General features: G+C 61.4%; 21 protein-coding genes. 10 read left to right on the top strand and 11 right to left on the bottom strand.

Going from position 1 to position 22,808, the window contains the following annotated elements; genetic code table 11:
* Positions 1-17: 17 nt before the first annotated feature.
* Positions 18-551, bottom strand: coding sequence for a TRAP transporter small permease (locus BUA38_RS24470; protein WP_072821935.1), 534 nt, complete (start codon positions 549-551; stop codon positions 18-20).
* A gap of 177 nt (positions 552-728) precedes the next feature.
* Positions 729-1,730: a TRAP transporter substrate-binding protein gene (locus BUA38_RS24475; protein WP_072821937.1), complete on the bottom strand. Its 1,002-nt coding sequence runs from the start codon at positions 1,728-1,730 to the stop codon at positions 729-731.
* A gap of 152 nt (positions 1,731-1,882) precedes the next feature.
* Between BUA38_RS24475 and BUA38_RS24480 the strand changes: the two genes are divergently transcribed.
* Positions 1,883-2,671, top strand: coding sequence for a FadR/GntR family transcriptional regulator (locus tag BUA38_RS24480; RefSeq protein WP_083587747.1), 789 nt, complete (start codon positions 1,883-1,885; stop codon positions 2,669-2,671).
* 13 nt (positions 2,672-2,684) lie between these two features.
* Here BUA38_RS24480 and BUA38_RS24485 read toward each other — a convergent pair whose 3' ends face one another.
* The 5 genes from BUA38_RS24485 to BUA38_RS24505 all read right to left on the bottom strand — a co-directional run bounded on the left by BUA38_RS24485 (position 2,685) and on the right by BUA38_RS24505 (position 7,922).
* A complete protein-coding gene (locus BUA38_RS24485) occupies positions 2,685-3,485 on the bottom strand; it encodes an alpha/beta fold hydrolase (protein ID WP_425304927.1) in 801 nt (266 codons plus the stop codon).
* 148 nt (positions 3,486-3,633) lie between these two features.
* Entirely contained in the window at positions 3,634-4,335 is a 702-nt protein-coding gene (locus tag BUA38_RS24490) for a molybdate ABC transporter substrate-binding protein (RefSeq protein ID WP_072821939.1), read from the bottom strand.
* The gene (locus BUA38_RS24495) at positions 4,332-6,476 is read right to left on the bottom strand and encodes a xanthine dehydrogenase family protein molybdopterin-binding subunit (protein WP_072821941.1); all 2,145 of its coding nucleotides are present in this window, start codon (positions 6,474-6,476) and stop codon (positions 4,332-4,334) included. Before BUA38_RS24495 ends, BUA38_RS24490 begins: the two co-directional genes overlap by 4 nt.
* A complete protein-coding gene (locus tag BUA38_RS24500) occupies positions 6,473-6,940 on the bottom strand; it encodes a (2Fe-2S)-binding protein (protein ID WP_072821943.1) in 468 nt (155 codons plus the stop codon). The genes BUA38_RS24495 and BUA38_RS24500 overlap by 4 nt, the downstream gene beginning before the upstream one ends.
* Positions 6,941-6,962: 22 nt before the next feature.
* Positions 6,963-7,922, bottom strand: coding sequence for a tripartite tricarboxylate transporter substrate binding protein (locus BUA38_RS24505; protein ID WP_072826401.1), 960 nt, complete (start codon positions 7,920-7,922; stop codon positions 6,963-6,965).
* A 284-nt stretch (positions 7,923-8,206) separates the two neighbouring features.
* Between BUA38_RS24505 and BUA38_RS24510 the strand changes: the two genes are divergently transcribed.
* The 6 genes from BUA38_RS24510 to BUA38_RS24535 all read left to right on the top strand — a co-directional run bounded on the left by BUA38_RS24510 (position 8,207) and on the right by BUA38_RS24535 (position 15,431).
* Positions 8,207-9,241: an ABC transporter substrate-binding protein gene (locus BUA38_RS24510; RefSeq protein WP_244553037.1), complete on the top strand. Its 1,035-nt coding sequence runs from the start codon at positions 8,207-8,209 to the stop codon at positions 9,239-9,241.
* A gap of 19 nt (positions 9,242-9,260) precedes the next feature.
* Entirely contained in the window at positions 9,261-10,634 is a 1,374-nt protein-coding gene (locus BUA38_RS24515) for an MmgE/PrpD family protein (protein WP_072821948.1), read from the top strand.
* A gap of 105 nt (positions 10,635-10,739) precedes the next feature.
* Complete coding sequence (locus tag BUA38_RS24520; protein ID WP_072821950.1) at positions 10,740-11,495, top strand: SDR family NAD(P)-dependent oxidoreductase; 756 nt, start codon at positions 10,740-10,742, stop codon at positions 11,493-11,495.
* Positions 11,496-11,653: 158 nt separating this feature from the next.
* Positions 11,654-12,286, top strand: coding sequence for an isoprenylcysteine carboxylmethyltransferase family protein (locus BUA38_RS24525; RefSeq protein WP_072826402.1), 633 nt, complete (start codon positions 11,654-11,656; stop codon positions 12,284-12,286).
* Positions 12,287-12,413: 127 nt separating this feature from the next.
* A complete protein-coding gene (locus tag BUA38_RS24530; RefSeq protein ID WP_072821952.1) occupies positions 12,414-14,552 on the top strand; it encodes a molybdopterin oxidoreductase family protein in 2,139 nt (712 codons plus the stop codon).
* A 93-nt stretch (positions 14,553-14,645) separates the two neighbouring features.
* Positions 14,646-15,431, top strand: a complete 786-nt coding sequence (locus BUA38_RS24535) for an enoyl-CoA hydratase/isomerase family protein (RefSeq protein ID WP_072821954.1) — start codon at positions 14,646-14,648, stop codon at positions 15,429-15,431.
* Positions 15,432-15,646: 215 nt separating this feature from the next.
* Here the strand turns inward: BUA38_RS24535 and BUA38_RS24540 are convergent, their stop codons facing one another.
* The 3 genes from BUA38_RS24540 to BUA38_RS24550 all read right to left on the bottom strand — a co-directional run bounded on the left by BUA38_RS24540 (position 15,647) and on the right by BUA38_RS24550 (position 20,204).
* A complete protein-coding gene (locus BUA38_RS24540) occupies positions 15,647-17,338 on the bottom strand; it encodes an amidohydrolase (protein ID WP_072821956.1) in 1,692 nt (563 codons plus the stop codon).
* Positions 17,339-18,195: 857 nt separating this feature from the next.
* Positions 18,196-18,582, bottom strand: coding sequence for a DUF1330 domain-containing protein (locus tag BUA38_RS24545; protein ID WP_172806081.1), 387 nt, complete (start codon positions 18,580-18,582; stop codon positions 18,196-18,198).
* A 50-nt stretch (positions 18,583-18,632) separates the two neighbouring features.
* The gene (locus BUA38_RS24550) at positions 18,633-20,204 is read right to left on the bottom strand and encodes a winged helix-turn-helix domain-containing protein (protein WP_072821960.1); all 1,572 of its coding nucleotides are present in this window, start codon (positions 20,202-20,204) and stop codon (positions 18,633-18,635) included.
* Positions 20,205-20,372: 168 nt separating this feature from the next.
* Here BUA38_RS24550 and mddA point away from each other — a divergent pair, with 168 nt between their 5' ends.
* The 3 genes from mddA to BUA38_RS37035 all read left to right on the top strand — a co-directional run bounded on the left by mddA (position 20,373) and on the right by BUA38_RS37035 (position 21,822).
* Entirely contained in the window at positions 20,373-21,149 is a 777-nt protein-coding gene (mddA, locus tag BUA38_RS24555; protein WP_072821962.1) for a methanethiol S-methyltransferase, read from the top strand.
* A gap of 228 nt (positions 21,150-21,377) precedes the next feature.
* Positions 21,378-21,578, top strand: a complete 201-nt coding sequence (locus BUA38_RS24560) for a hypothetical protein (RefSeq protein ID WP_072821964.1) — start codon at positions 21,378-21,380, stop codon at positions 21,576-21,578.
* A 73-nt stretch (positions 21,579-21,651) separates the two neighbouring features.
* On the top strand, positions 21,652-21,822 hold the full coding sequence (locus BUA38_RS37035) for a hypothetical protein (protein ID WP_156898696.1): 171 nt from the start codon (positions 21,652-21,654) through the stop codon (positions 21,820-21,822).
* 453 nt (positions 21,823-22,275) lie between these two features.
* On the opposite strand, the gene BUA38_RS24565 is transcribed toward BUA38_RS37035, so the two are convergent.
* A complete protein-coding gene (locus BUA38_RS24565; RefSeq protein WP_156898697.1) occupies positions 22,276-22,500 on the bottom strand; it encodes a hypothetical protein in 225 nt (74 codons plus the stop codon).
* Between the last annotated feature and the right edge of the window lie 308 nt (positions 22,501-22,808).

A 22,808-nucleotide genomic window follows, 5' to 3' on the forward strand; every position in this document is an offset into this window, starting at 1 on the left:
CCGATTTCCTTAAAGCGCTACTCGAACGGTGTAGCCTGGCCGTGGGAGGCGACGGCGTCATGGGAAGGTAGCGGATCGGGCGGCGCACCGAGCCAGATCCGCTCGATGATGAACAGCAGCAGGCAGAAGCCGCCGACGGGGATCGGCAGATAGGTGACGCCGACCGACAGGAAGGGGAAGTCTGCAATCGTGTTGTGCCAGGTCACCTCGACCAGGCTTTCGCCCCACACGATCATGAACAGCGCAATCGCGGCCATCAGAAGCTGCACCAGAAGATCGAGCAATTTGCGAAATCGCGGCGGCGCCTGATTGGCGAAATAGCCGACGTTCATATGCAGGTTGAGCCGGTAGGCGGCGGCCGCGCCGATGAAGGTCAAGACGATGGTGAGGAGAACCGCGAGCGGTTCCGGCCAGGAGGCCGCGCTGTTGAGCACGTAGCGGGTGAACACCGCCCAGGGAATGACCGCGGAGATCAGCACCAGCGCGATGCAGCCGACGAGCACGCACGCGTAATAGAGGGCGTCCATCGCGCGGCGGTAGATGGCTGCCATGGCGTTATGTCCCCCGTTTGCCGAATTGCCGGTCCAATACGTTCACAGAATGTCATTGCGAGGAGCTCGCGACAAAATTGCAATGCAATTTTGCGCTGAAGCGACGAAGCAATCCAGCGTTCGGTCTGGATTGCTTCGCTTAGGCTCGCAATGACGGCATACCCACGCGCCAGGTCCTCAAGCAATCGCCTGAATGCGCTTGATCATGTCCTGATATTTCGGACCGTACTTGTCCCAGACCGGTTTGACCGCGTTCTGGAACGGCGTCTTGTCCGCGATCTCCACGATCTGGCTGCCCGCGGCCTTGGCCTTTTCCAGCGCCTTCTGTTCGTATTCGTTCCAGAAGACGCGCTCCTCGAGCTGGGCCTCGCGGGCGAATTTCTTGATCAGACCCTGGTCGTCGGCGGACAGCGTGTTCCAGACTCGTTTCGAGAACACGAGCATTTCGGGAATAATGAGATGCTCGGTCAGCGAGACGTGCTTGGCGGCGGTATAGTGGTTGGAGAAGACGTAGCTCGGCATATTGTTTTCGGCGCCGTCGATCACGCCCGTCTGTAGCGCGCTGAACACCTGGTCATAGCCCATCGCAACGCCGTTGCCGCCGAGCGCATTCATCATGTCGACGAAGATCGGATTGCCGATGACGCGGAATTTCAATCCCTTGACGTCCTCGATCGTCTTGATCGGGTGCTTGGTGTTGTAGAGCGAGCGCGCGCCGGAATCCATCCAGCACAGCGCGACGAGGTTGGCGTTCGGACTTGCGGTGATCTTGTCGAGCAGTTCCTGGCCGATCGGCCCGTCCATCATCTTGTTGGCATGGGCGGTGTTCTTGAACAGGAACGGCATATTGATGACGTTGATGTCGTCGACGATCGGGCCCATCGTGCCGACGCTGACGCGCGACATCTGGATTGCGCCGATCTGCGTCTGTTCGATGGTTTCCTTCTCGCCGCCGAGCTGCATCGACGGATACATCTGGATCGACAGCCGGCCTTGCGTGGCTTCGGAGAGTTTCTTGCCGAGGTTTTCGGTGGCGGCGACGGTCGGATAGCCGGGCGGCTGAACGTCGGACGCCTTGAATACCGCCTTGGTCTGCGCGGCCGCGCCAAAGGGCAGGGTGCCTGCCAAACCTGCGGCGCCGAAACCGGCGCCAAACTTCATGAAATCGCGACGTTGCATCGCTGCTCCTCCCACCTGTTCAATGCACGGTCATTGCCTGACCTGTTTTCTTGTTTTCATTATTTGCTAGCAGCCCGCCCACGGCCGGACAAATCCGAAAACAAGGTCTAGGTGGATTTGCCGGCTCGCCGGGGCTGTGTTAAAGTTGTACGATGACCCGACAACCTACGTCAAGCGCTACAACATCGGATGCGACACAGCGTCAGCGCGAGGGGCTGTTGCGTCGGCTGGAGGCGCCGAAAAGCCTGAGCTCGGAGGTGATCGATCGCCTCGCCGAGCAGATCATCTCCGGCAAACTCCCGGTCGGCGCCAAGTTGCCCTCCGAGCAGGAGATGATGAGGGGCATGGGCGTGAGCCGTACCGTGGTACGCGAGGCGGTGGCGGCGTTACGGGCGCGAGGCCTCGTCGTGACGCGGCAAGGGGCGGGGGCTTTCGTCGATCGCGCCGCCGGCCGCCAGCCTTACGCGATCGATCCGGAAGGTCTCGGTTCGCTCGACAGCGTGCTCGATATCCTGGAATTGCGCATGGCGGTGGAATCGGAGGCCGCCGCGATCGCGAGCGAGCGGGCAACGGCCGCCCAGATCAAGGCGATCGGCGAGGCGCTGCGCGTGTTCAGCCGCGCCATCACCAGCGGCGATCGCGCGATCAAGGAAGATTTCGCGTTTCATCTGGCCATTGCTGCCGCCACGCAAAACAGCCGCTTTGTCGAGTTCCTGGATTTTCTCGGCCGGCTCATCATTCCGAGGCAAAGCATCCGCTCGTTCGAAGGCACCGCGGAAGGCCCGCGGCAATATCTTGCCCGCATCGAGAAAGAGCACGAGGCGATCTTCCAGGCGATCGGCGCGCATTCGCCGAAAAAGGCGCGCGATGCCATGCGCGGCCATCTCGTCAAGAGCCGCGAACGCTACCGAGAACTGGCGTCGAAGACGCCAGTTCTCTAGCGGCGCGCGGAGCTTACGCCGAGTGCCCGGCGGCTTGCAGGATCAACCGGGCGATCTCGTCGGGATGTGAGATCAGTCCAAGATGGCTCGCCTTGACTTCGATGGTCGTAGCATTCATGCGCTTGGCCATGAAGCGTTGCAGATCGGGATTGATGGTCCGGTCTTCGGTCGAAACCGCATAGAAGCTCGGTTTCGATCGCCAGGCCGCATTCGTCGTCTTGCCCGCGAGCAGCGCCTTCTGGAACGGCTGCTGCACGGCATAGAGGACTTTTGCTTTTGCTTCCGGCAGATCGCCAGCAAAGTCGCGCAGGAACGCCGCTTCGCTGAGACGTCCTTCGTCGCCGTCGAAGACGATGCCGGCCGAGGCCGGTGGCGCCGGGTAGGTCTTGGCCAAAGCGGTATAATCTTCACCCGCATCCGGTGCGCGTGCCGCGACGTAGACCAGCGCCGATACGTTCGGATGACCACCGGCCTCCGTCACGATCATCCCCGAGAACGAATGCCCGACCAGGATCGTCGGACCGTCCATGCGCGCCAGCACGCGTTCGGCCGAAGCGACCGCTTCAGGCAGTGTCGTCAATGGATTCTGCACCGCTGTGGCATTGAGCCCGGCCGCTTGCAGCCGCGCGATCACCTCGGACCAGCACGAGCCGTCCGCAAACAGCCCATGCACGAGAACAACGTTGGATGCCTTTACCGGAGCGGGAGCAGCAGTAGCAGCGCCCGGGATAAACGCACTCGCGGCGCCAAGCGCCATCATGCCTACTAATTCGCGCCGGTTCATCGGTCGCAGAACGTCATTTGTGTTGCTCATGGAAGAGTTCCTTTGTTCAGAATATCAGGTGGGCAGGCGTCAGCGTCTGGCTGGCTGCGGGGGACAACTGATATTCTGAATAAAGGGCCGCATTGTTACGCGGAGTCACGGCGTTGTGAGACCGTGAATCCTGGTTTCGCGCCTGATCTTAAAGCGACAAAAAGCCTGCGCGTTCCCGGGCGCCAGCCTGATCCGCAGCCGTCAACAGATCGATCAGGATTTGCGCTTCCCGCGGATGTTTTGCCTTCGCGGTAATCGCGGCCGTGTAGGTTGTGGCGAGCTCGCAACCCTTCGGGAGTGCGCCGGAAAGCCTGATGCCTTTCGTGGCAATGATCTCGGTCGCCTGCGTGCAGCCAACCGGATGCTTTGCATCGGTCTCAGCCATATGACGCATCGCGGTCGCGCCGTTCGGATAAATCTTCAGGTGGCTCGCGACTTCGTCAGCGATACCAAGCTGCGCCAAAACCTTCGCCACATGGATGCCGGCGGTGGAGGCTTTGGTGTCCGGCACGAAGATCGCGTCGGCCGCTAAAAATACTTTGCGCAGGCTCGCGGCATCGGGCGCGGAAGCAAGCGGATCGGACTCGCGAACCGCAAGCGCGGTCTCGACACGGCCGACATTCTTGGCCGACACGCCATCGGCAAGACCTTCTTTCGCGAGCGTCGCGATCAGGACCGAGGTGAGAATGAGCATATCGGTAGGCGTGCCCGCGCGCAGCCTGTCGGCCATCGCGCCGACCGCGCCGAAGTCGCCGCCAATGTCGAGGCCGGTTTTCTCTTTGAACCTGGCTGCGAGGCTGCCGACGAGGCCTTGTGCGGCGCCGCCACTGAGAATGCTTAAACTACTCATGATGCAAGCTCCATCGCCGTGATCAGGCGGTCGCGCGTGATCGGCAATTCGCGCAGGCGAACGCCAAGCGCATCGAACACGGCGTTCGCGATCGCTGCGGTCACCGGGCCGTGCGCGGCTTCGCCGGCGCCGACGGAATCGATCTCCGGCCGCGAGATGATTTCAACGTCCACGTCGGGCACTTCGGAAAAGAGCAGGATCGGATATTCGGTCCAGGAGTTGCTGGTGATGCGCGTGGTGTCGAAACGCACGCGCTCTTTCAGCACCCAACTCGTCGCCTGGATTGCGCCGCCCTCGATCTGGTTGATGACGCCGTCCGGGTTGACGGCTTCGCCGACATCGACCGCAAGCGTCAGTTTTCTGACGCGGATATCTTCGCCGACCTCGACTTCGGCAACAACAGCACAATAGGCACCGGTGTTCTTGTAGCGCGAGAAACCAATGCCGTGGCCGACGCCATCTTCCTTGGTCCGTTCCTTGGCCGGTTTCCAGTTGGCACGGCGGGCCGCAGCCTGAACCACATCGCGCGATCGCGGATCGGACAGATGACGCAGGCGAAAGGCAACCGGGTCTTCGCCGCGCTCGAAGGCGAGTTCGTCGAGAAGGGACTCGATCGCAAACGCGTTGCCCTGTGCGCCCAGCGTCCGCAGCGCCGAGGTGCGGACCGGCATGGTCGTGAGCCGATGCAACTCGACGTGCCACGACGGAACATCATAAAGCGGAATCGAATTGCGATCGGCGCCGCCGCCACCGGCCGCCGGCGGATCGGCGGAAATCGCGCGCGGGAACGGCGTCGCCAGTTCGCTTGCCGCCAGCAGTGTCGGAATATCGGCACGCCCCGGCCGCGCGGTATGGCCATTGCCCCAGATCGTATGGCGCCAATCGACAATCTCATCGTTCGCGTCGAGGCCGGCCTCGATCTCGATCGTCATGGCTGCGCCAAAGGGCGCATGCGACATTTCATCGGCGCGCGACCATTGCACCCGCACCGGGCGGCCTTCGACGGCCCGCGCCAGCAGTACCGCGTCGAGCGCAACGTCGTCGGCGCCGTTATGGCCGTAGCAGCCCGCGCCCTCCATGTGCTCGACGATGAAGTTTTCACGCGGCAGCTTGAACACCATCGAAAGATCGGAGCGCAGGAGGTAGACGCCCTGGCTGTGGGTCCAGACTTGCACCTTGTCGCCGTCCCACCGCGCCATGGCGCAGGACGGCGCGATCGATCCATGCGCAATATAAGGACGATGATATTGCCGCTTGATCGTGCGCGCGACGGTCGAAGGCGAGGCCGCCTTCTTGTCGGAGATCACGACGGTTTCCGCCGGCTGCCGTTTCAGCCATTCGGCAAGCTCGTCTTCGCTTGGCAAGGCTTCGCCCGGCGACCATCTGGCGCCCTTGCGCAACGCGGCCACGGCGGCCTCGGCTGCTGACTCGGTTTCACAGACGACGCCTAAGAAATTACCGTCGCGGACGATCGCGATCAGGCCCTCGACTTTGCGCGCGCGCTCTTCGTTCAGTTCGACGAGCGTTGCTTGCGAAAGCTCCGATCGCAGCACGCGGCCATGCAGCAGCCCGGGCAGGGTGGCGTCGTGAATGAAGCGCGGCCGGCCGAACACCTTGTCGGGGATATCGAGCCGCTGCACGGAATGGCCGGCAAGCGTGCGTTGCATTGAGGATTTCGGTGGCGCGCCGGCCGTTGCGTCACGGTCGAGCGAGATGTCGCCTGCGAGCTCCCAGTAACTGGTCGAGACGTTGCCGGGACCTGTAATGGCGCCGTCGTTGATTGTGAGCACATCCGGCGACACGCCGAGCCGTTCAGCGGCGGCGTCGAGAAAGATCTGGCGGATTTCGGCGCAGGCAAAGCGGACGGCGCGGCCGGAATGCTGCACGGAAAGGCTGCCCGAGGTGACGCCTTCATTCGGGCTCGCGAAGGTCGAGGCGCGCACCATCTTGACGCGCGCAAGATCGACGTCGAGTTCGTCGGCGGCGATTTGCGCCAGCGCCGTGACGATGCCTTGGCCGATCTCGACCTTGCCGGGCGAGACAATCACCTGGCCGTCGGCCGCGAAATTGATCCACGACGACAGTTTCGGATTTGCAGCGAGACTCGGCGGCAAAGGCGGCGAGGCGGGTTTGGTCGTCATGCGCGCATCTCGGCTGCGGCGCGCAGGATGGCGCGTATCATGCGATTATGCGAACCGCAGCGGCACAGGTTGCGATCGAGCGCGGCCTTGATCTCTGCGCTGGTCGGGTTGGCGTTCCGTTTCAACAGCGCCGCCGCGCTCATCATGATGCCGGAGAGGCAATAGCCGCATTGCATCGCCTGCTCGGCAATAAAGGCACGCTGCAACGCATGCGGTGCGTCAGCGCTGCCGAGCCCTTCGATCGTGGTGACGGTTTTGTCCGCCACCGACCACAGCGGCGTGTCGCAGGAATTGATGGCGTGATCGTCGAGCAGCACGGTGCAAGCGCCGCATTCGCCCGCGCCGCAGCCGAAGTGCGATCCAGTCAGGCCGAGCTGGCCGCGCAGCACGTTAAGCAACGGCGTATCGGGATCGGCGTCGATTTCGGTCTCGACGCCATTGAGGCGAAAGCGAACGTTCGGCATTGAAATAAGGAATGTCCTGATTTTAAGGCTGCTGGGGGAAGCGTTTGACGACCTCGGCCCACTTCACGATATCGCCGCGGAGGAATTTGTCGAACGCCTCCGGCGTCATTGCCATCGGAGCCGCACCCTGGTCCGCCCACAGCTTGATGATCTCCGGCCGCTTGATGGCCTCGTTCACGGCCGTGTTGAGCTTGTCGACGATCGGTTGCGGCGTACCCTTTGGCGCCATCAGGCCGAGCCAGATCGTGGCTTCATATCCGCCGACGCCGGCTTCTTCCGCGGTCGGTACGTCCGGCAGCACTGCCGAACGCGTCTTGCCGGTGGTGGCGAGCGCGCGTACCTGTCCTTGCAGGACGTTCGGCGCCATCGTAGTCACCGCATCGATCATCATCTGCACCTGGCCGCCGATGACGCCGGTGCGCGCTTCGCCGCTGTTGCGATAGGGCACGTGAACCACGTCGATGCCGGCCATGCTCTTAAAGAGCTCGCCCGCCATGTGGTACGGCGTGCCCTGGCCGGAAGACGCATAGTTGAGCTTGCCGGGCTGTGACTTGGCGAGTGCGATGAATTCCTTCAATGAGGCTGCACGCACCGAAGGGTGCACGACTATCACGAGATCGGCGACATTGAGCGAGGCTACGGGTACGAGGTCGCGCATCAAGTCATACTTGCGCTGCGGCACCAGCGATTCATTGGCGGTCTGGGCGTTCGACATCAGAAGCAGCGTGTAGCCGTCGGGCGCGGATTTCGCGGCCTCTTGCGTGCCGATCACGGAGCCTGCACCGGGACGGTTCTCGATCACGAAAGGTTGCTTGAGGCTGTCGGCAAGCGCGTTGCCGACAAGGCGCGCGGCGACGTCGGCGGGTCCGCCGGCGCCAAAGGGCACGATGATCCGCACCGCGTGGGTCGGATAATCCTGCGCGCGGCTTTCGGTCGAAGCAAAGGCCTGCGCCAGCAGGAAAACGGCTGCCATCGCTCGCATGAGCGAGGCCCCGGCGGCAGGATTGGCGCCTGTCATCTCTTTGTCAGCAGATCCCAACGCGTAGCTCCCGCCCTCGCTTTTGGCCTGTATCCGGAGGGCTTTTGATGCCCGTCTTTTGGCCCGAATGGGCCGCCAAGTCCAGCAACCGCATGGACTTGGGGCGGGGACGGAATAAAATGAAACGCGCAGGGTTAAGCCGGCACAAGCTGGCCAATCTTACGACCCGGCCAATAAAATGAGTCAGGGAAGAGATGCGAAAAACAGGAATTTCCCGCCGAGACGCGTTGAAAGTCGCAGGCGGATGGCTCGCCGGCTCCGCGCTTGCGACCCGCGTGATGGCAGACGCGCCGCCGCCCGCTGAAGTCACCCCTAGCCTGATCGGAGCCGCGAAGAAAGAAGGCCAGGTCGTCCACTACACCTCGACCGATTTGCCGGTGGCCGAGAAACTTGCGAAAGCCTTCGAGGCGAAATATCCCGGCATCTCCGTGCGCGTCGAGCGCACCGGCGCCGAGCGCGTGTTCCAGCGCATCGGGCAGGAGTATTCCAGCAACATCCACGCTGTCGATGTCGTGAATTCATCCGACGCAGCGCACTTCATCGTCTGGAAGCGCGACGGCCTGCTCGAGTCTTACGTGCCTGAGGATGTCGCGAAATTCTATCCGCCGGAGCACAGGGATCCCGATGGCCAGTTCGCGAGCTGGCGCGTCTGGCTTTCCATCATCGCCTACAACACCGCCTTGGTGAAGGCCGAGGCCGCGCCAAAGAGTTTTGCCGATCTGCTCGATCCCAAATGGAAGGGCAAGATCGTCAAGGGGCATCCCGGCTACAGCGGCACCATCATGACCGCGACCTATCAATTGCAGCGCGATCTCGGCTGGCCCTGGTTCGAGCAACTCGCCAAGCAGAATGTCATGCAGGTGCAATCGTCCGCCGATCCGCCGAAGAAGCTCGAGCTCGGCGAGCGCGCCGTCATGGCCGATGGCAACGAGTACAACATCCTGCAACTGCGCGAAGGCGGCCGTCCGGTCGAGCCGGTCTATGCAAGCGAAGGATCGCCGATGATCATCGGCCCCAACGGCATCTTCAAGGGTTCGCCGAACCCGAACGCGGCGAAGCTGTTCCAGTCGTTCTGCTTCAGCCGCGAGGCGCAACAACTCATCATCGATGTCGGCGGTTTGCGTTCGGTGCACCCGCAGACCAAAGAGAAACAGGGCTGGATTCCGCTTCATGACATCAAGACCCTGAAGGATGACCCCGCGGCCGTGGAGCAACAAGGCACCAGCATCAGGCAGCGCTACACCCGCATCTTCCGCGTCTGACTCCTCAAAGAGCCATTTCATGTCCTCCGAACTGCCGAAGGTTTCCGTCGCCGAGACGCTGGCGAACAGAATCGCAGCGCTCAAGCCGGGCGTTTTGCCCGAAGCGACCACGCGCAAATGCGAAGATTTGCTGATCGATGTCGTCGGCCTTTGCATCACGGCGCGCAACGAGGACTACGTCAAGGCCGCGTTGAATGGCTCCGATGACGACGGACCTTGCACCGTGATCGGGCACGCCCGCGCGTTGACCGCCTCCGGCGCTGCGTTCGTCAACGGTACAGCGGCACATGGCGAGGATTTCGACGACACGTTCGAGGGCGGACCCGTGCATGCCGGCGCGGTGATCGTGCCGGCGGTGCTCGCCGCCTGCGAGCGCCACCATATTGATGGTCCTCACGCGCTCACCGGCATTGCGGTCGGCACCGAAGTGCTCTGTCGCCTGAGCCTCGTTGTGCCGAAGGCGGTTCACAAAGCGGGCTTTCACCCCACCGCGATTTTCGGCGCGATGGGCGCGGCCGCCGGCGTCGGCGCGGCGCTCGGATTGAACGCCAGACAGATCGTGGATGCGCTCGGCATCGCCGGCAGCATGGCCGGCGGCATCATCGAATATCTCGCCGAGGGCGCCTGGACCAAGCGGATGCATGCCGGCTGGGCGGCGCAATCGGGCATTCGCGCGGCGCTGCTCGCCAAACAAGGCTTTGTCGGGCCGCGCACGGTGTTCGAAGGCGTGCACGGGCTGTTCCACGGTTTTGCGCACACCACCAAGGGTGATTACGACGCGCTCATTGGTGATTTAGGCACACGCTGGGTCACCGACACGCTGGCGTTCAAGCCGTATCCCTGCGGGACGATGGCGCAGCCTTATATCGACTGCGCCAGGCGCCTGGCCTCCCGCGGCATCAAGCCCGAAGACGTGGAATCGATCCTGTGCGAGGTCGCGGAAGGGACGGTGCACCGGCTATGGGAGCCGCTCGCCGACAAGCAGCGCCCGCGCAACGGCTACGCCGCGAAATTCGCCGTGCCTTATCTGCTGTCGGCCGGCTTCGTGCACGGCGGCGTCGGGCTTGGTGTGTTCACGGAAGACGCGATCCGCGACGAACGGGTGCTCGCGCTCGCTGCAAAAGTGAAATTCGTGATCGATCCGGATAATCCGTATCCGAACAACTATACCGGCCATATCAAGGCGACGCTGAAAGACGGAAGCGTGGTCGAGGAACGGCAGCCTTACTTGCGCGGCGGCGCGCAGGAGCCGCTGACGCGGCAGGATGTCGCCGACAAGTTCGCGCTCAACGTCCAGCATGGTGGCTGGAGCAAGGCGCAGGGCGAGGCAGCACTGAAATGGCTGGCAGGGCTTTATAAGAGCAAGATCGATTTAAGCGCACTGAGAAGTTAGTTGTCGTCATGCCCGGCTTTATGCCGGGCATCCACGTCTTTGTTTCCGAAAGCAAGACGTGGACGGCCGGGACAAGCCCGGCCATGACCCGAAGATGAGGATAAGATGAGCACCAACGAACTCGCCGGCAAGGTGGCGATCGTGACCGGTTCGGGCCGCAACATCGGCCGGGCGATTGCGCTCGCATTGGCGGAAGACGGCGCCTCCATCGTCGTCAACTCGCGCAGCAACAAGGACGAGGCCAAGGCGGTCGTCCGCGAGATCGAAACCGTCGGCGAGAGGGCGCTGGTTCATGTCGGCGACATCGCCGATCCGGCCGCCGTGCAGGCCATGGTCGACATGGCGATCGCCGAGTTCGGCCGAATCGACATTCTCGTCAACAACGCAGCCCTGCGGCGAGAAAAGCCGTTTGCCGAGATGAGCTATGCCGACTGGCGCGAGGTGATGAATGTCATTCTCGACGGCACGTTTCACTGCGTGAAGGCCTGCCTGCCTCATTTGAAGAAGAGCGGGGCCGGGACCATCGTCAACATCGGTGGCTTGAGCGCGCATACCGGCGCGCCGGACCGCGCCCACGTCGTGACGGCAAAGGCAGGCATCATCGGCTTCACGCGAGCCCTTGCGCATGATCTGTCGCCCGACGGGATCACAGTGAATTGCGTGGTGCCCGGCATCATCGGCACACCGCGCCCGAAGAACACGCCGGAGCCAGCGCATCATTTGATCCACCGGACCATCACGGGCGAGCGCGGCAAGGCGGAAGATGTCGCAGCCGCCGTGCGATTCCTGTGCAGCCCGGCCGCGCGTTACGTCAACGGCCAGGCGATTCACGCCAATGGAGGGGCCTATTTCGGCGGGTAGGCTGATCGACCGTCACCGTTGCCACGGGAACGCCATTTCCTGCGGACATTCCCCTGATCGGAGCAACGTTTCCGGCTTGTTCCATCTATACCGCATGGCGGGGTGATAATAGAGAAGGGATACTTGACGCGATGTCCCGCGTCGGCGACGGTCAAATGATGTTCAATAGTTTCAACGATATTTTCGCGACGGTCTTCAGTGGATGGATCGTCACCTGGCCGACGAGCCTGTTCGCAATTATCTGGCTGGCTTTCGCGGCGAGCTGGATTCTTGCCTCGGTCTGGTCGGGCCGGACCAAGACCGCCGTGCGTACCCTTGATGCCTGGCTTTACCGGGGGCCGATCCTGCTGGGGGCCATCTTCCTCGCGCCGCCGATCGAGAGCCTGTTGGGCGCCGCGCCGCTCTATCACTTCAGCAATGCCACGATTTATGGGCTGGCGCTGGTGGTCATCCTTGGCCTTTGCTTCACCTGGTGGGCGCGGATCCATCTCGGCCGGTTCTGGTCCAACGCGATCACCCATAAGGAAGACCACCGCATCATCGATACCGGGCCTTACGGCGTGGTTCGGCATCCCATTTATACCGGCCAGATTGTCGGAATGATTGCCACCGGGATTGCGATCGGCAATTGGGCCGCAATCCTCGGTACGCTCCTGATTCCGTTCGGTGAATGGCAGAAGGCGCGGATGGAGGAGCGGTTCCTTTCCGTGGAGCTCGGCACCGATGCCTACGCGGCCTATTGCCGCCGCGTGCCGATGATCATTCCGTTCCTCAGGCCCATGGCGGGCTAGAGGCCGGTTAGAGGGCGGGTGGGCAGACGGGGCAGCCGTCATCGGCCCCCGTAATGTGCCTATTTCATCCCTGCATTGCCCGATAAAGGCGCTGGCGACTCCCCCTTTTGGTGTTAATTTTAACCCCATGAACCAGCACGCCAAAATCGAGGCGCCGGCCGCGCGCGCCAAGATCGCCATCCGCCATTCGACCTGTCCGCACGATTGCCCGTCGGCCTGTGCACTCGATATCGAGGTGATCGATAACACCTCGATCGGCCGCGTCAGGGGTTCCAAGCTCCAGACCTACACGGCCGGCGTCGTCTGCGCCAAGGTCGCGCGCTACGCCGAGCGCATCCACCATCCGGACCGGCTGACCTATCCGATGTTCCGCGTCGGGCCGAAGGGCTCGGGCAAGTTTGCGCGGATCTCCTGGGACGATGCGCTGGACGAGATCGCCGGCCGTTTCGACGCCGCCGAGCGCGAGTTCGGCGCCGAATCCGTCTGGCCTTATTATTATGCCGGCACCATGGGGCTGGTGATGCGCGACGGCATCAACCGCCTCGCCCATGTGAAGAAATATTCGCGCTTCTACGGGACGATCTGTTCGACCATTGCGCGCGTCGGTTTTGCCGCCGGCACCGGCAAGGTCGCCGGCGTCGATCCGCGCGAGATGGCTCAATCCGACTTCGTGGTGATCTGGGGCACCAATCCCGTGCACACCCAGGTCAACGTGATGACGCATGCGATGCGCGCGCGCAAGGAGCGCGGCGCCAAGATCGCGGCGATCGACGTTTATAACAACGATACGATGAAGCAGGCCGACATCCGGATCCTGGTCAGGCCAGGCACCGATGGCGCATTCGCCTGCGGCGTCATGCACGTCTTGTTCCGTGAGGGCTACGCCGATCGCGATTACATGGACAAGTACACCGATTTCCCGAACGAGCTCGAGGCGCATCTGAAGACGCGTACGCCGGAATGGGCGTCGGCGATCTCAGGCGTGCCGGTGGAAGAGATCGAGGCTTTTGCGCGCCTGGTCGGGCAAACCAAGCGGACCTATTTCCGTCTCGGCTATGGCTTCACCCGCAGCCGTAACGGCGCGGCGCAAATGCATGCGGCGTTGTGTATTCCGGCCGTGACCGGCGCCTGGCAGCACGAGGGCGGCGGCGCGTTCTTCAATAATGCGGCGCTCTGGAGATTCGACGAGTCCATCATCGAAGGGCACGACGCGATCGATTCCACGACGCGGCGGCTCGATCAGTCCAAGGTCGGACGCGTCCTCACCGGCGATCCGGCCGCGCTTTTCAACGGGCCGCCGGTCAAGGCGATGCTGATCCAGAACACCAATCCGATGACGGTAGCGCCGGAGCAGGCGCTGGTGCGCCGCGGCTTCGCGCGCAAGGATCTGTTCGTCGCGGTGCACGAGCAGTTCATGACCGAGACCGCGCAGATGGCCGATATCGTTCTGCCGGCGACCATGTTCATGGAGCACGACGACCTCTATTACGGCGGCGGCCATCAGCACATTTCGGTCGGCGCCAAGTTGATCGAGCCTCCCGGCGAATGCCGCTCCAACCACCAGGTTTTGCAGGGGCTGGCGACGCGGCTGAAGATTTCGCATCCCGGTTTCGACATGTCGCCGCGCGAACTGATCGACGCCACGTTGAAAAAGAGCGGCCATGGCGGCATTGAACAGCTCGAGCTCGACCTGTGGCGCGACCTCCAGCCGGATTTCCGCACCTCGCATTATCTCGACGGCTTCGCGCACAAGGACGGCAAATTCCACTTCAAGGCGGATTGGGCGAACGTACCGCTCGCCAATGCCGGCATGATGGGGGCATGGGACAAGATGCCCGGACTGCCTGACCACTGGGCGGCGATCGAGGAGGCGGACGAGGCGCATCCGTTCCGGCTCGCGACCAGCCCGTCGCGCAGCTTCCTCAATACGAGCTTCAACGAAACGCCGTCGTCGCAGGCCCGCGAAGGCGCGCCCAGCGTGATGATCCATCCCGACGATGCCGCAAGCTTCGGAATCGAGGACGGCGAGGCGGTCACGCTCGGCAATCAGCGCGGTGAAACCTCCTTGATCGCCAGGCATTTCGACGGCGTGCAGCGCGGGGTGCTGATCGCGGAATCGATCCATCCCAACAAGGCCCATATCGGCGGTCGCGGCATCAATATGCTGACCGGCGCCGAAGCGGTGGCGCCCTTCGGCGGCGCTGCCTTCCACGACAACAAGGTCTGGATCAGGAAGGCCGAGACGGACGCGATTCCGACGCCGTGACGCTCCTATCCCTCCCCGCAAGGGGGAGGGATGTAGCGGCTAGCCCCTCGGCTATGCTCTATTGTCCGCCTGAAACGACAGGCGGAAACACCCATGACCGACACATCAAGCGTATCAATCGACAAGCGCGGGCCCGCGCTCTGGATCACCATCAACCGGCCGGAGAAGCGCAACGCGATCAATGCCGACGTCATCGCCGGCATCGCGAAAGGCTACCGCGCCGCGCATGACGATCCGGCGATCCGCGCGATCGTGCTGACCGGGGCCGGAGAGAAGGCGTTCTGCGCCGGCGCGGATTTGCAGAATACCGGCGGAGCGTTTGCCGCGCAGGATTTTTCCAAACCCAATGTCGACTTCGCCGATCTGTTGCGGCTGTCGCAGAACGCGACCAAGCCGGCGATCGCGCGCGTCAACGGCGTCTGCATGGCCGGCGGCATGGGACTTCTCTGCATGACCGACATGGCGATATCGGCCGACAACGTCATCTTCGGCCTGCCGGAGGTGAAGGTCGGGGTATTTCCAATGCAGGTGTTGAGCCTGTTGCAATCGATCGCGCCGCGGCGGATCGTCAACGAGTGGGCGATCACCGGCGAACCGTTCGATGCCAAAACGGCGCTGGCGGCTGGGCTTTTGAATCACGTGGTGCCGCCGGCCGAACTCGACGCCAAGGTAGACTGGCTGATCGGTCGCATCACGGACAAGTCGCCGACCGCGATCCGGCGCGGCAAATATGCCATGCGCGCGATTGCGTCGATGTCGTTCGACGAGGCGATCGCCTATACCGAAACCCAGATCGCGCTGCTCGCGATGACCGAGGACGCCAAGGAAGGCCTCAAGGCCTTTGCCGAGAAACGCAAGCCGTCCTGGCCGGGGAAGTAGCAGCACAACCCAAGCCAAACGAAAATGCCGCCCCTCGAGGGGCGGCATTTGAAACGTAGTGTGACGAGTTCGGAGGAACTCAGTATTTCGCGACGAGCGGAGCGCCGCCGAAGTCAAACAGATAGTTGGCGCCGAACTTGAAGATCTGCTTGGTGGCGGAGGCATTTTCAGCGAAACCGCCCGGCAGCCTCTGAAGTACTGACCAGAGCGTCGATCTACTCGTACCCCGGCGCGCGATAGACCTCGCGGCCGCCGACCCAGGTCGAAAGCGCCTTCATGTCGCGGATCACTTCCGGCTTTGCAGTGAGGAAGTCGTCGGTGAGCATTGCGAAGTCGGCGAGCTTGCCGGATTCGATCGAGCCGCGCGTCTTTTCCTCGCCGATCAGCTTCGCATAGTTCAGGGTGACGAGCTTCAAGAGCAGCGGCCGCGAGGCGATCTTCTGGTCGGCGCCGTAGACGCCATCCGAAATCGTGTCGCGGCTTGCCATGTGATAGAGATTCCAGAACGGATTGAACGGCACCACCGGGCTGTCGGTGCCGCCGGCGACCAGCAGGCCGGCATCGAGATAGGTCTTCACCGGCGTCACTTCGCTCGCCGTCTCCCAGCCCCAGTATTTCTTCAGCACGGGTGCCGCGAGATAAAGGTGATCCTGCGCCGAGACCGCGACATCGAGCTCTTTCAATCGCGCGACCTGTTCGGGCCGTGAGACGAAAGCGTGCTCGACCGACCAGCGCTTGCCCTTGATCGATGCATCCTTGTCGGCCGCCGCATAGCCGTCGAGCACTTCATCGAGCGCGGCATCGCCGACCGCGTGCGTAATGACGTGCCAGCCTTTGTTGTTCAGCTCGCGCACCACTTCGGTAAAGGCCGGCGGCGGCGACACCGTGAGGCCGGTAAACGTCCCGCCTTTGCCGTAGGGCTCGAGATACGGTTTCGAGAGGTGGCCGCCTTCGAAACCGCCATCGACCATCAGCTTGACGCCGTCGACCTTGACCCAGTCACTGCCTTCGCCCTGATGCGTGCCCCAGGCTTCCATCGCCTTGCGCGCGGCGTCTGCCGAGCGCAGCGAGAAGCCTGGCATATAGACGGTCCAGCGCAACGTCAGCTTGCCTTCCGCCTCCGCCTGCTTCATCAGCCGGTAGGCCGCGATCATGTCGCCCTTGTAGGACCCGGGAATGCGCAGCGCGGTCATGCCGTAAGGCGCGACTGCCTTCTGGGTCGCGAGGATGTCGTCCATATTCACCGGCTTCGGGCGCGGCAGGCTCACCAGCGCTTTCGCCTCGTCGAACAATTCGCCGGTCAGTTCGCCGGCCTCGTTGCGGCTGATCTGTCCGCCCGCCGGCACCGGCGTGTCGTTGGTGATGTTCCATTTCTTCAACGCGGTCGTGTTGAGAATGTATTCGTGGCCGCCGCGCACCAGCACCACCGGCTTGCCGGGCGAAGCCTGCTCGATCTCCACTGATGTCGGCAGGCGCTGCTCCTTCAATTGAGCCTCGTGCCAGTCGGAATTGGAGACGATTATGGTGTCCGCGGGCGCGCTTGCTGCCGCATTGGCGACAGTCGTAAGAAGTTCGCCAAGCGAGCGCACATGGCTGAGGTCCACGCCGGAGCCGCCGCCTTCGTTATGAAAGTGGTCGTCGGTGATCCCCGGCGACACGAAGCGTCCCTTGAGGTCGATCACCCTGGTTTGCGGGCCTATGAGGCGGCGCACGTCATCGTCGGACCCGGTGGCGACGAAGCGATCGTCCTTGATCGCAAAACCCTGCACCACATGGTCGCTGTCGTCGGCCGTAAACACCTTGCCGTTGACGAAAACGATATCGGCGGGGGCAGGGGTTTGGGCGAGAGCGTTTGTGGTGGCAAGGCCGAGGACAATGGCGATGGCGAGTTCCGTTGGTAGCTTCATCGTATCTCTCTTTTTCTTGCTTGGCGGTCGATTGTACGATCGCGAAAACACGTCGATTGCTGCATGGGTTGCAGATTGCCTTTTCCAGTCTTTGCCGGCAAGCCGCCGTCACGAAGACGCAACGGGGCGTTCTTGCCACGCAAGTCGCGCCCGAGTCTTTTCAGGTGCCCCGGGAAGAGGGCGCAGGGAATGCCGGTGCTACAAGGAAATTCCGTCAAGGCGGACGCTGGGAGTGGTGAAGTGAAATTCTACTGGCGGCGGCCTTCAGGGTGACCAGTTCGCGACCGTCCGGCAGCGAGATCGGGTCCTCGAAAGGTCGGCTCCAGCCATTCTTTGCCACGATATTTGCAACCAACCTCGCTCATCCCCGTTCTCCTTCTCGAAACTGGAAGGAACCGAACAATGAAACTCAAAACAATCGTTCTCGCGACCACGTTCGTAGTCACAAATTCCCTCGCATTTGCGCAGCCGGCCCCGATTGGCAGTAGCGCGGACTTCGGAAACGGCGCGGTGATCAACCGCGGGCCGGTCAGGACGGTCGGCGAGGATATGGATTTTCGAACCAACCGATCCTGGTCTCCGCGACTGGGGCACCCTCGGCATCATCGGCATCGACATGTCGCTTACCGGCATTAGCATGTTGGCAGGTCTCATGATGCGAACAGGTCCGCGCCCGCCCGTGTGAAGCGGATGAAGCTGCCGGACTCATGCAGCACGATCCAGCCCTCGCTATCGCGTGTTTGAACCCAGCGGCGTACTAAGCTGGCGTTCCCTTGATCTGGAAGAGGAACGGGCCGGTGATCCAGCGACTGGGCTCGACGAACTTTTTCATGCAGCGGGAATTGTCTGTTTTCGCTCTACTGTGGAACGCCCGGGACGGCGTAGTTGCGATATTTGGCGTACTTGTCGCCTACCTTCTTGAGCTCTTTGTACTCGGGGGAGTTTAGCCAAGTTTGTATTTGCTGGAGGTCGTCGAACACGAATATGGCGACCCGAGATTTGGGCGGTTCGCCCACGAATGTTGTCGCATCTCCCGCCGCTATATAGCGGCCCCCGTTGGCTTTGATCATATCACGAGCTCGCCCCGCATATTCCTTGAGATAGCCCTGCACGTCGCTGATCTCGTTCTCAACGACGAAATAGACCGGCGGCTTGACTTGCGCGCCCACCCGCTGAACCGTGAATGCGCCAAGCGCGAAGCTCGCCAGCATCAACGCGGTAGTCGTTACCAAAAGATGTTTCATCTCAACCTCCGTTGCACGAACGAGAATAGCGCCTTCCTCAGGCTGCGACCCTATTGCAAGCCGGCGCGACGGAAGCCTTCCAGATAATGTTCGCATTCCGCCTGATCGCGAATTGGCATATGCGTGGCTAGCCAGGAGAGTGAGATATTTGGCTGCGCGCGCCTGAGCTCAAGCAATGCGGCTTTAGCGACATCGTATTGACCAACCATCCCGGCAGCCGCCGTCAGCACCCGGTGGCCACCGACAAAGTCGCTGCGCTGTCGGATAGCCTCGCGCGCAAGACGTGTCGCCTCATCATATTTGCGGCCGACAAAATGGGAATAAGCCGCGATGCCGCAAAAGATCGCAGAGCACGGATCGCGCGGAGACAGTTGCAGCGCGCGCTGTGCCGCAGCACAGCCTTCCTGCCAGCGCCCACAATACGACAACGTCAGGCCGTAGTAGCCTTGGGCCAGCGAGAAATTCGGATTTAGATCGAGCGACGATTCGAACTCCGCCAGCGAATCCTCGAAGCGCCGCCGGAATAGAAACACGCTCCCGAGCGCCAAGTGGGCCCAGGGATCCTCGCTGTCGGCCTGAATTGCGGCGAGGGCGGCGCGCTCGGCGATCTCCGCCACGCCAGCCATGTCCGCCCAACCCATATGGGCGCTAAAGGTATAACTCGTGGCAAGCACCCCAAGGGCCTGACCGTAGCCTGGATCGATCGCGATCGCCTTTTCCAGTAGCGCCTGTGCGACGACGTTGTCTTGGCGTGTAACGCGCCAGTAATGCGATAATGCCCGCATTACGAGGTCCCAGGCGTCTAGACTGTCGGGCGCCTTGCGCTGTGCACGGAAATTTTCCGCTGCATAAAGCTGCGGCTCGATCGCGGCGACGATAGCTTCGGTGATTTCGTCCTGCACGGCGAATACGTTTGCCAATTCGCGATCGTACTTTTCCGCCCAAAGATGACTGCCAGTTGCGACGTCGTTGAGCTGAGCTGTGATACGGACACGGTCGCCGCCTTTGCGAACGCTCCCCTCCAGGACATAGCCAACGCCGAGTTCGGCCCCGACCTGATTCATGTGGACCGCCTTTCCCTTGTATGTGAACGACGAGTTGCGCGCGATTACAAAGAACCAACGAAGCTTGGAAAGCGCGGTGATGATGTCTTCGCTGATCCCGTCGGAAAAATACTCCTGTTCTGGATCGCCACTCATATTTGTAAAGGGAAGTACAGCTATGGCAGGACGTTCATGCAGTGCAATCGGTCGCCACGGTTCGCGGCCTTCCAAGGCAGCGCTGCCGACATCGGCATTGTCCGCACCCGCGTCGCTCATTTGAACGCTGCCAACAAAGCGGAAGCCTTTGCGTGCGACGGTGCGGATTAGTTTCTGATCCTCGCCACTATCGCCAATTGCCCTGCGAGCCGCGTTGATGCGGCTGGTGAGTGTCGAATCCGACACCACGCGTCCAGCCCAGACCGAGGCGAAAAGATCGTCTTTGCTGACGACGCGGTCCCGGTGAGTGAGCAGATGAATCAAGAGGTCGAACACCTGAGGCTCGACCGCAACAAGCTCATACCCCCGACGCAATTCTCGTCGTTCAGCGTTAAGTACATGATTTTCAAATATAAATTGCAACGAATGGCTCCGGATCTCGTGAATCTCCCGATGCTCTCAGGCGATAATCAGGCCCTTCTAATCGACAAATCAACGTCTCCGCAAAGTCACGGGACTTGTCCTGGGGCAGCGTCGGGAGCCCGCGAATTCCAATCGCGATAACCGCGCTCTGACCTGAGGAGAGAGACTATGACCCAAATCCCGGCCATCGGCGAAGATATTAAGGGTACTCGCATCGCGAGAACTGTAGCGTTTGCTTACGGGGTTATGTCCTACGCCATATTCTTTGTGACCTTCCTGTACGCCATAGGCTTCGTATTGGACCTGGCGGTGCCCAAGGCGATCGATTCCGGCCCTGTCGGGCCGACGGTTGAATCGATCATCGTGAACCTGCTCTTGATGTCATTGTTCGCCGTGCAACACAGCGTGATGGCGCGCAAGCAATTCAAGAACTGGTGGACACAATATGTACCAAAGTCGGTCGAACGCAGTACTTATGTGCTGTTTGCCAGCCTCGCGCTCGTCCTGCTGTTTTGGCTGTGGCGTCCAATCCCGAACGTGGTCTGGCAGGTCGCCGACCCGCAGATCTCAATGGCAGTCATTGGCCTGTCATTACTCGGCTGGTTCGTAGTTTTGACGAGCACCTTCCTCATCAACCATTTCGAGTTGTTCGGGCTGCATCAGGTTGCCAGTAACCTGACCGGCCATCCAATGCCGGTGCCGCGTTTCCGCACACCGCTCTACTACAAATTTGTGCGGCATCCCATCTATCTTGGATTCATCATCGCGTTTTGGTCGGCCCCCACCATGAGCCTTGGACACTTGCTTTTTGCCGCCGTGACCACGGCATACATCTTTGTTGGGATCCTGCTGGAGGAGCGCGACTTAATCGAGACGTTCGGAGACGACTATCGCCGCTATAAGCAGCAGGTCTCTATGGTGTTGCCCTGGCGCAAGTCGGCCTGATCGACCGGGGATACCTGACTGGATGCCCATATTTTTGCGATTTCGGATTATCGGAAATCGGCTAGTTCTTGGGGCTGGGGATAGGTGATCTACAGCCATTCGTGGATGTCCGGCGCCATCCACGGACAATCGGTGGTCAAATTCCGTGTCGGAATGTGAGCACCGTCACATCGGTCTAACCACAAAGGAGCTATTCACCTAACAGGGCGCGTGCTGTTGGTGAGCGTTATGAAGATCAAGTTCGATTTAGCGACCGCGATCAGCGCAGTTTGCGTGGCCGCGTATGCTGCGATCGCCCTCGCGTGCACGGCCTACTATTTTGGGCTATCCCCTCAAGAAATTCGCAGCGTGGCGGGGTCAATTGCAGTCATCGTTGCCGTGCTGATCGCCATCGATTTCTTCGGCAAGAAGCTGGGTAAGGCGAAATAGCACCCGTCTGCTAGTGCGCTACTTCTAGCCTATGTCAGCGGCGGAAGACCGCTACACGGTAGTCGGATAAGTGATGAAAGCGTTCCACAAGCTCGGCTGTTTATTTTGGGAACGGGCCCCGATAACCAAGTGTTGTCGCAGCATGGAGGATATTGCCATGCTTATGTTTTACCTACCGCTCATGATCTTCGAAGCGATGTTTGCAGGGGACAAGCGCAAGGCGGGCGAAGTCGACAGCGATTGATGACAAGGCGCAATCTACCGTTCCGTGTCCATCAGTTTTAGAAAACCGTCATGCAGCGACGCTAGCCTCAACAGGCGCGGTTAATGCTCACAAGGTTGGCCGCCCATTTCCACTGACCCCGCTCACCCGGTACCCCCGGTGAGCGGGGTTTTTTAAACCATCGACACAATCCCGAAACCATTTTCCCGAGCGTGCGAAATCGTCTCGAAACCGGTCCGGCCTAGGTTTCCATCATATAAGGATGGGGATCCGGCACATGTTTACGCTCAAAATGACACTCATCGCGTTGGCCTGGGGATCATTTCTAACGGCAATCGCCCCGGACTTGGCCTACGACCTTCTTCTTGCTGTCGTCGCTTGGTTTACGGTGTAGCCGTCCATCCGGCACAAGATCCGAGCGACGCTTTACGTCGCTGAGGTCGCAAGGAGCAACGCCGCGAGCAAACGATGCTGTTATTGTTTTGCCGTGGCGTCTGCGACACACTTCTTCACCATTTTGCGCTGCGCATACCAGGACGTTTCGTGGTATTTCGCGTAGCTCTTCACCTGGGCTTTGCAGTCCGCCGTCGTCTTTTGCAGGGCTGCGTTATCGGCAGTCGCCGCAGCTACGCTGATCGGTGCGTAGATTGTCGTGCCGACGATGGCTGTTGCAACAACGGCCACAATAAGCTTCGTCATAGAAATCATCCTTTCATCCAATGCAGATGTGCGCCTACTTAGCGCCGCACAATCGCACGGATCAAGCAGGAGACGTTCAAGCCTTCGCAAGTGTCGGACTTTTTCGTCGATCTTAGCTGCACCTGCTCATGCAGAAACAATCTGCAATACTTTCGGCACGGGACTGATCATCGCTGGAGTGTCCCGAGATCGTCACGCTGGCAAAACATCCTCCTTGTCCCGGCACGCATATTGCACGGCGAAGGCGAGGTCGCAGCCTGGCATCCCCCTGATTGCGTTCCTCCCTCCAAACTGGCCCGGCGCACCGG

This window comes from Bradyrhizobium erythrophlei (assembly GCF_900142985.1).
Classification (GTDB): domain Bacteria; phylum Pseudomonadota; class Alphaproteobacteria; order Rhizobiales; family Xanthobacteraceae; genus Bradyrhizobium; species Bradyrhizobium erythrophlei_B.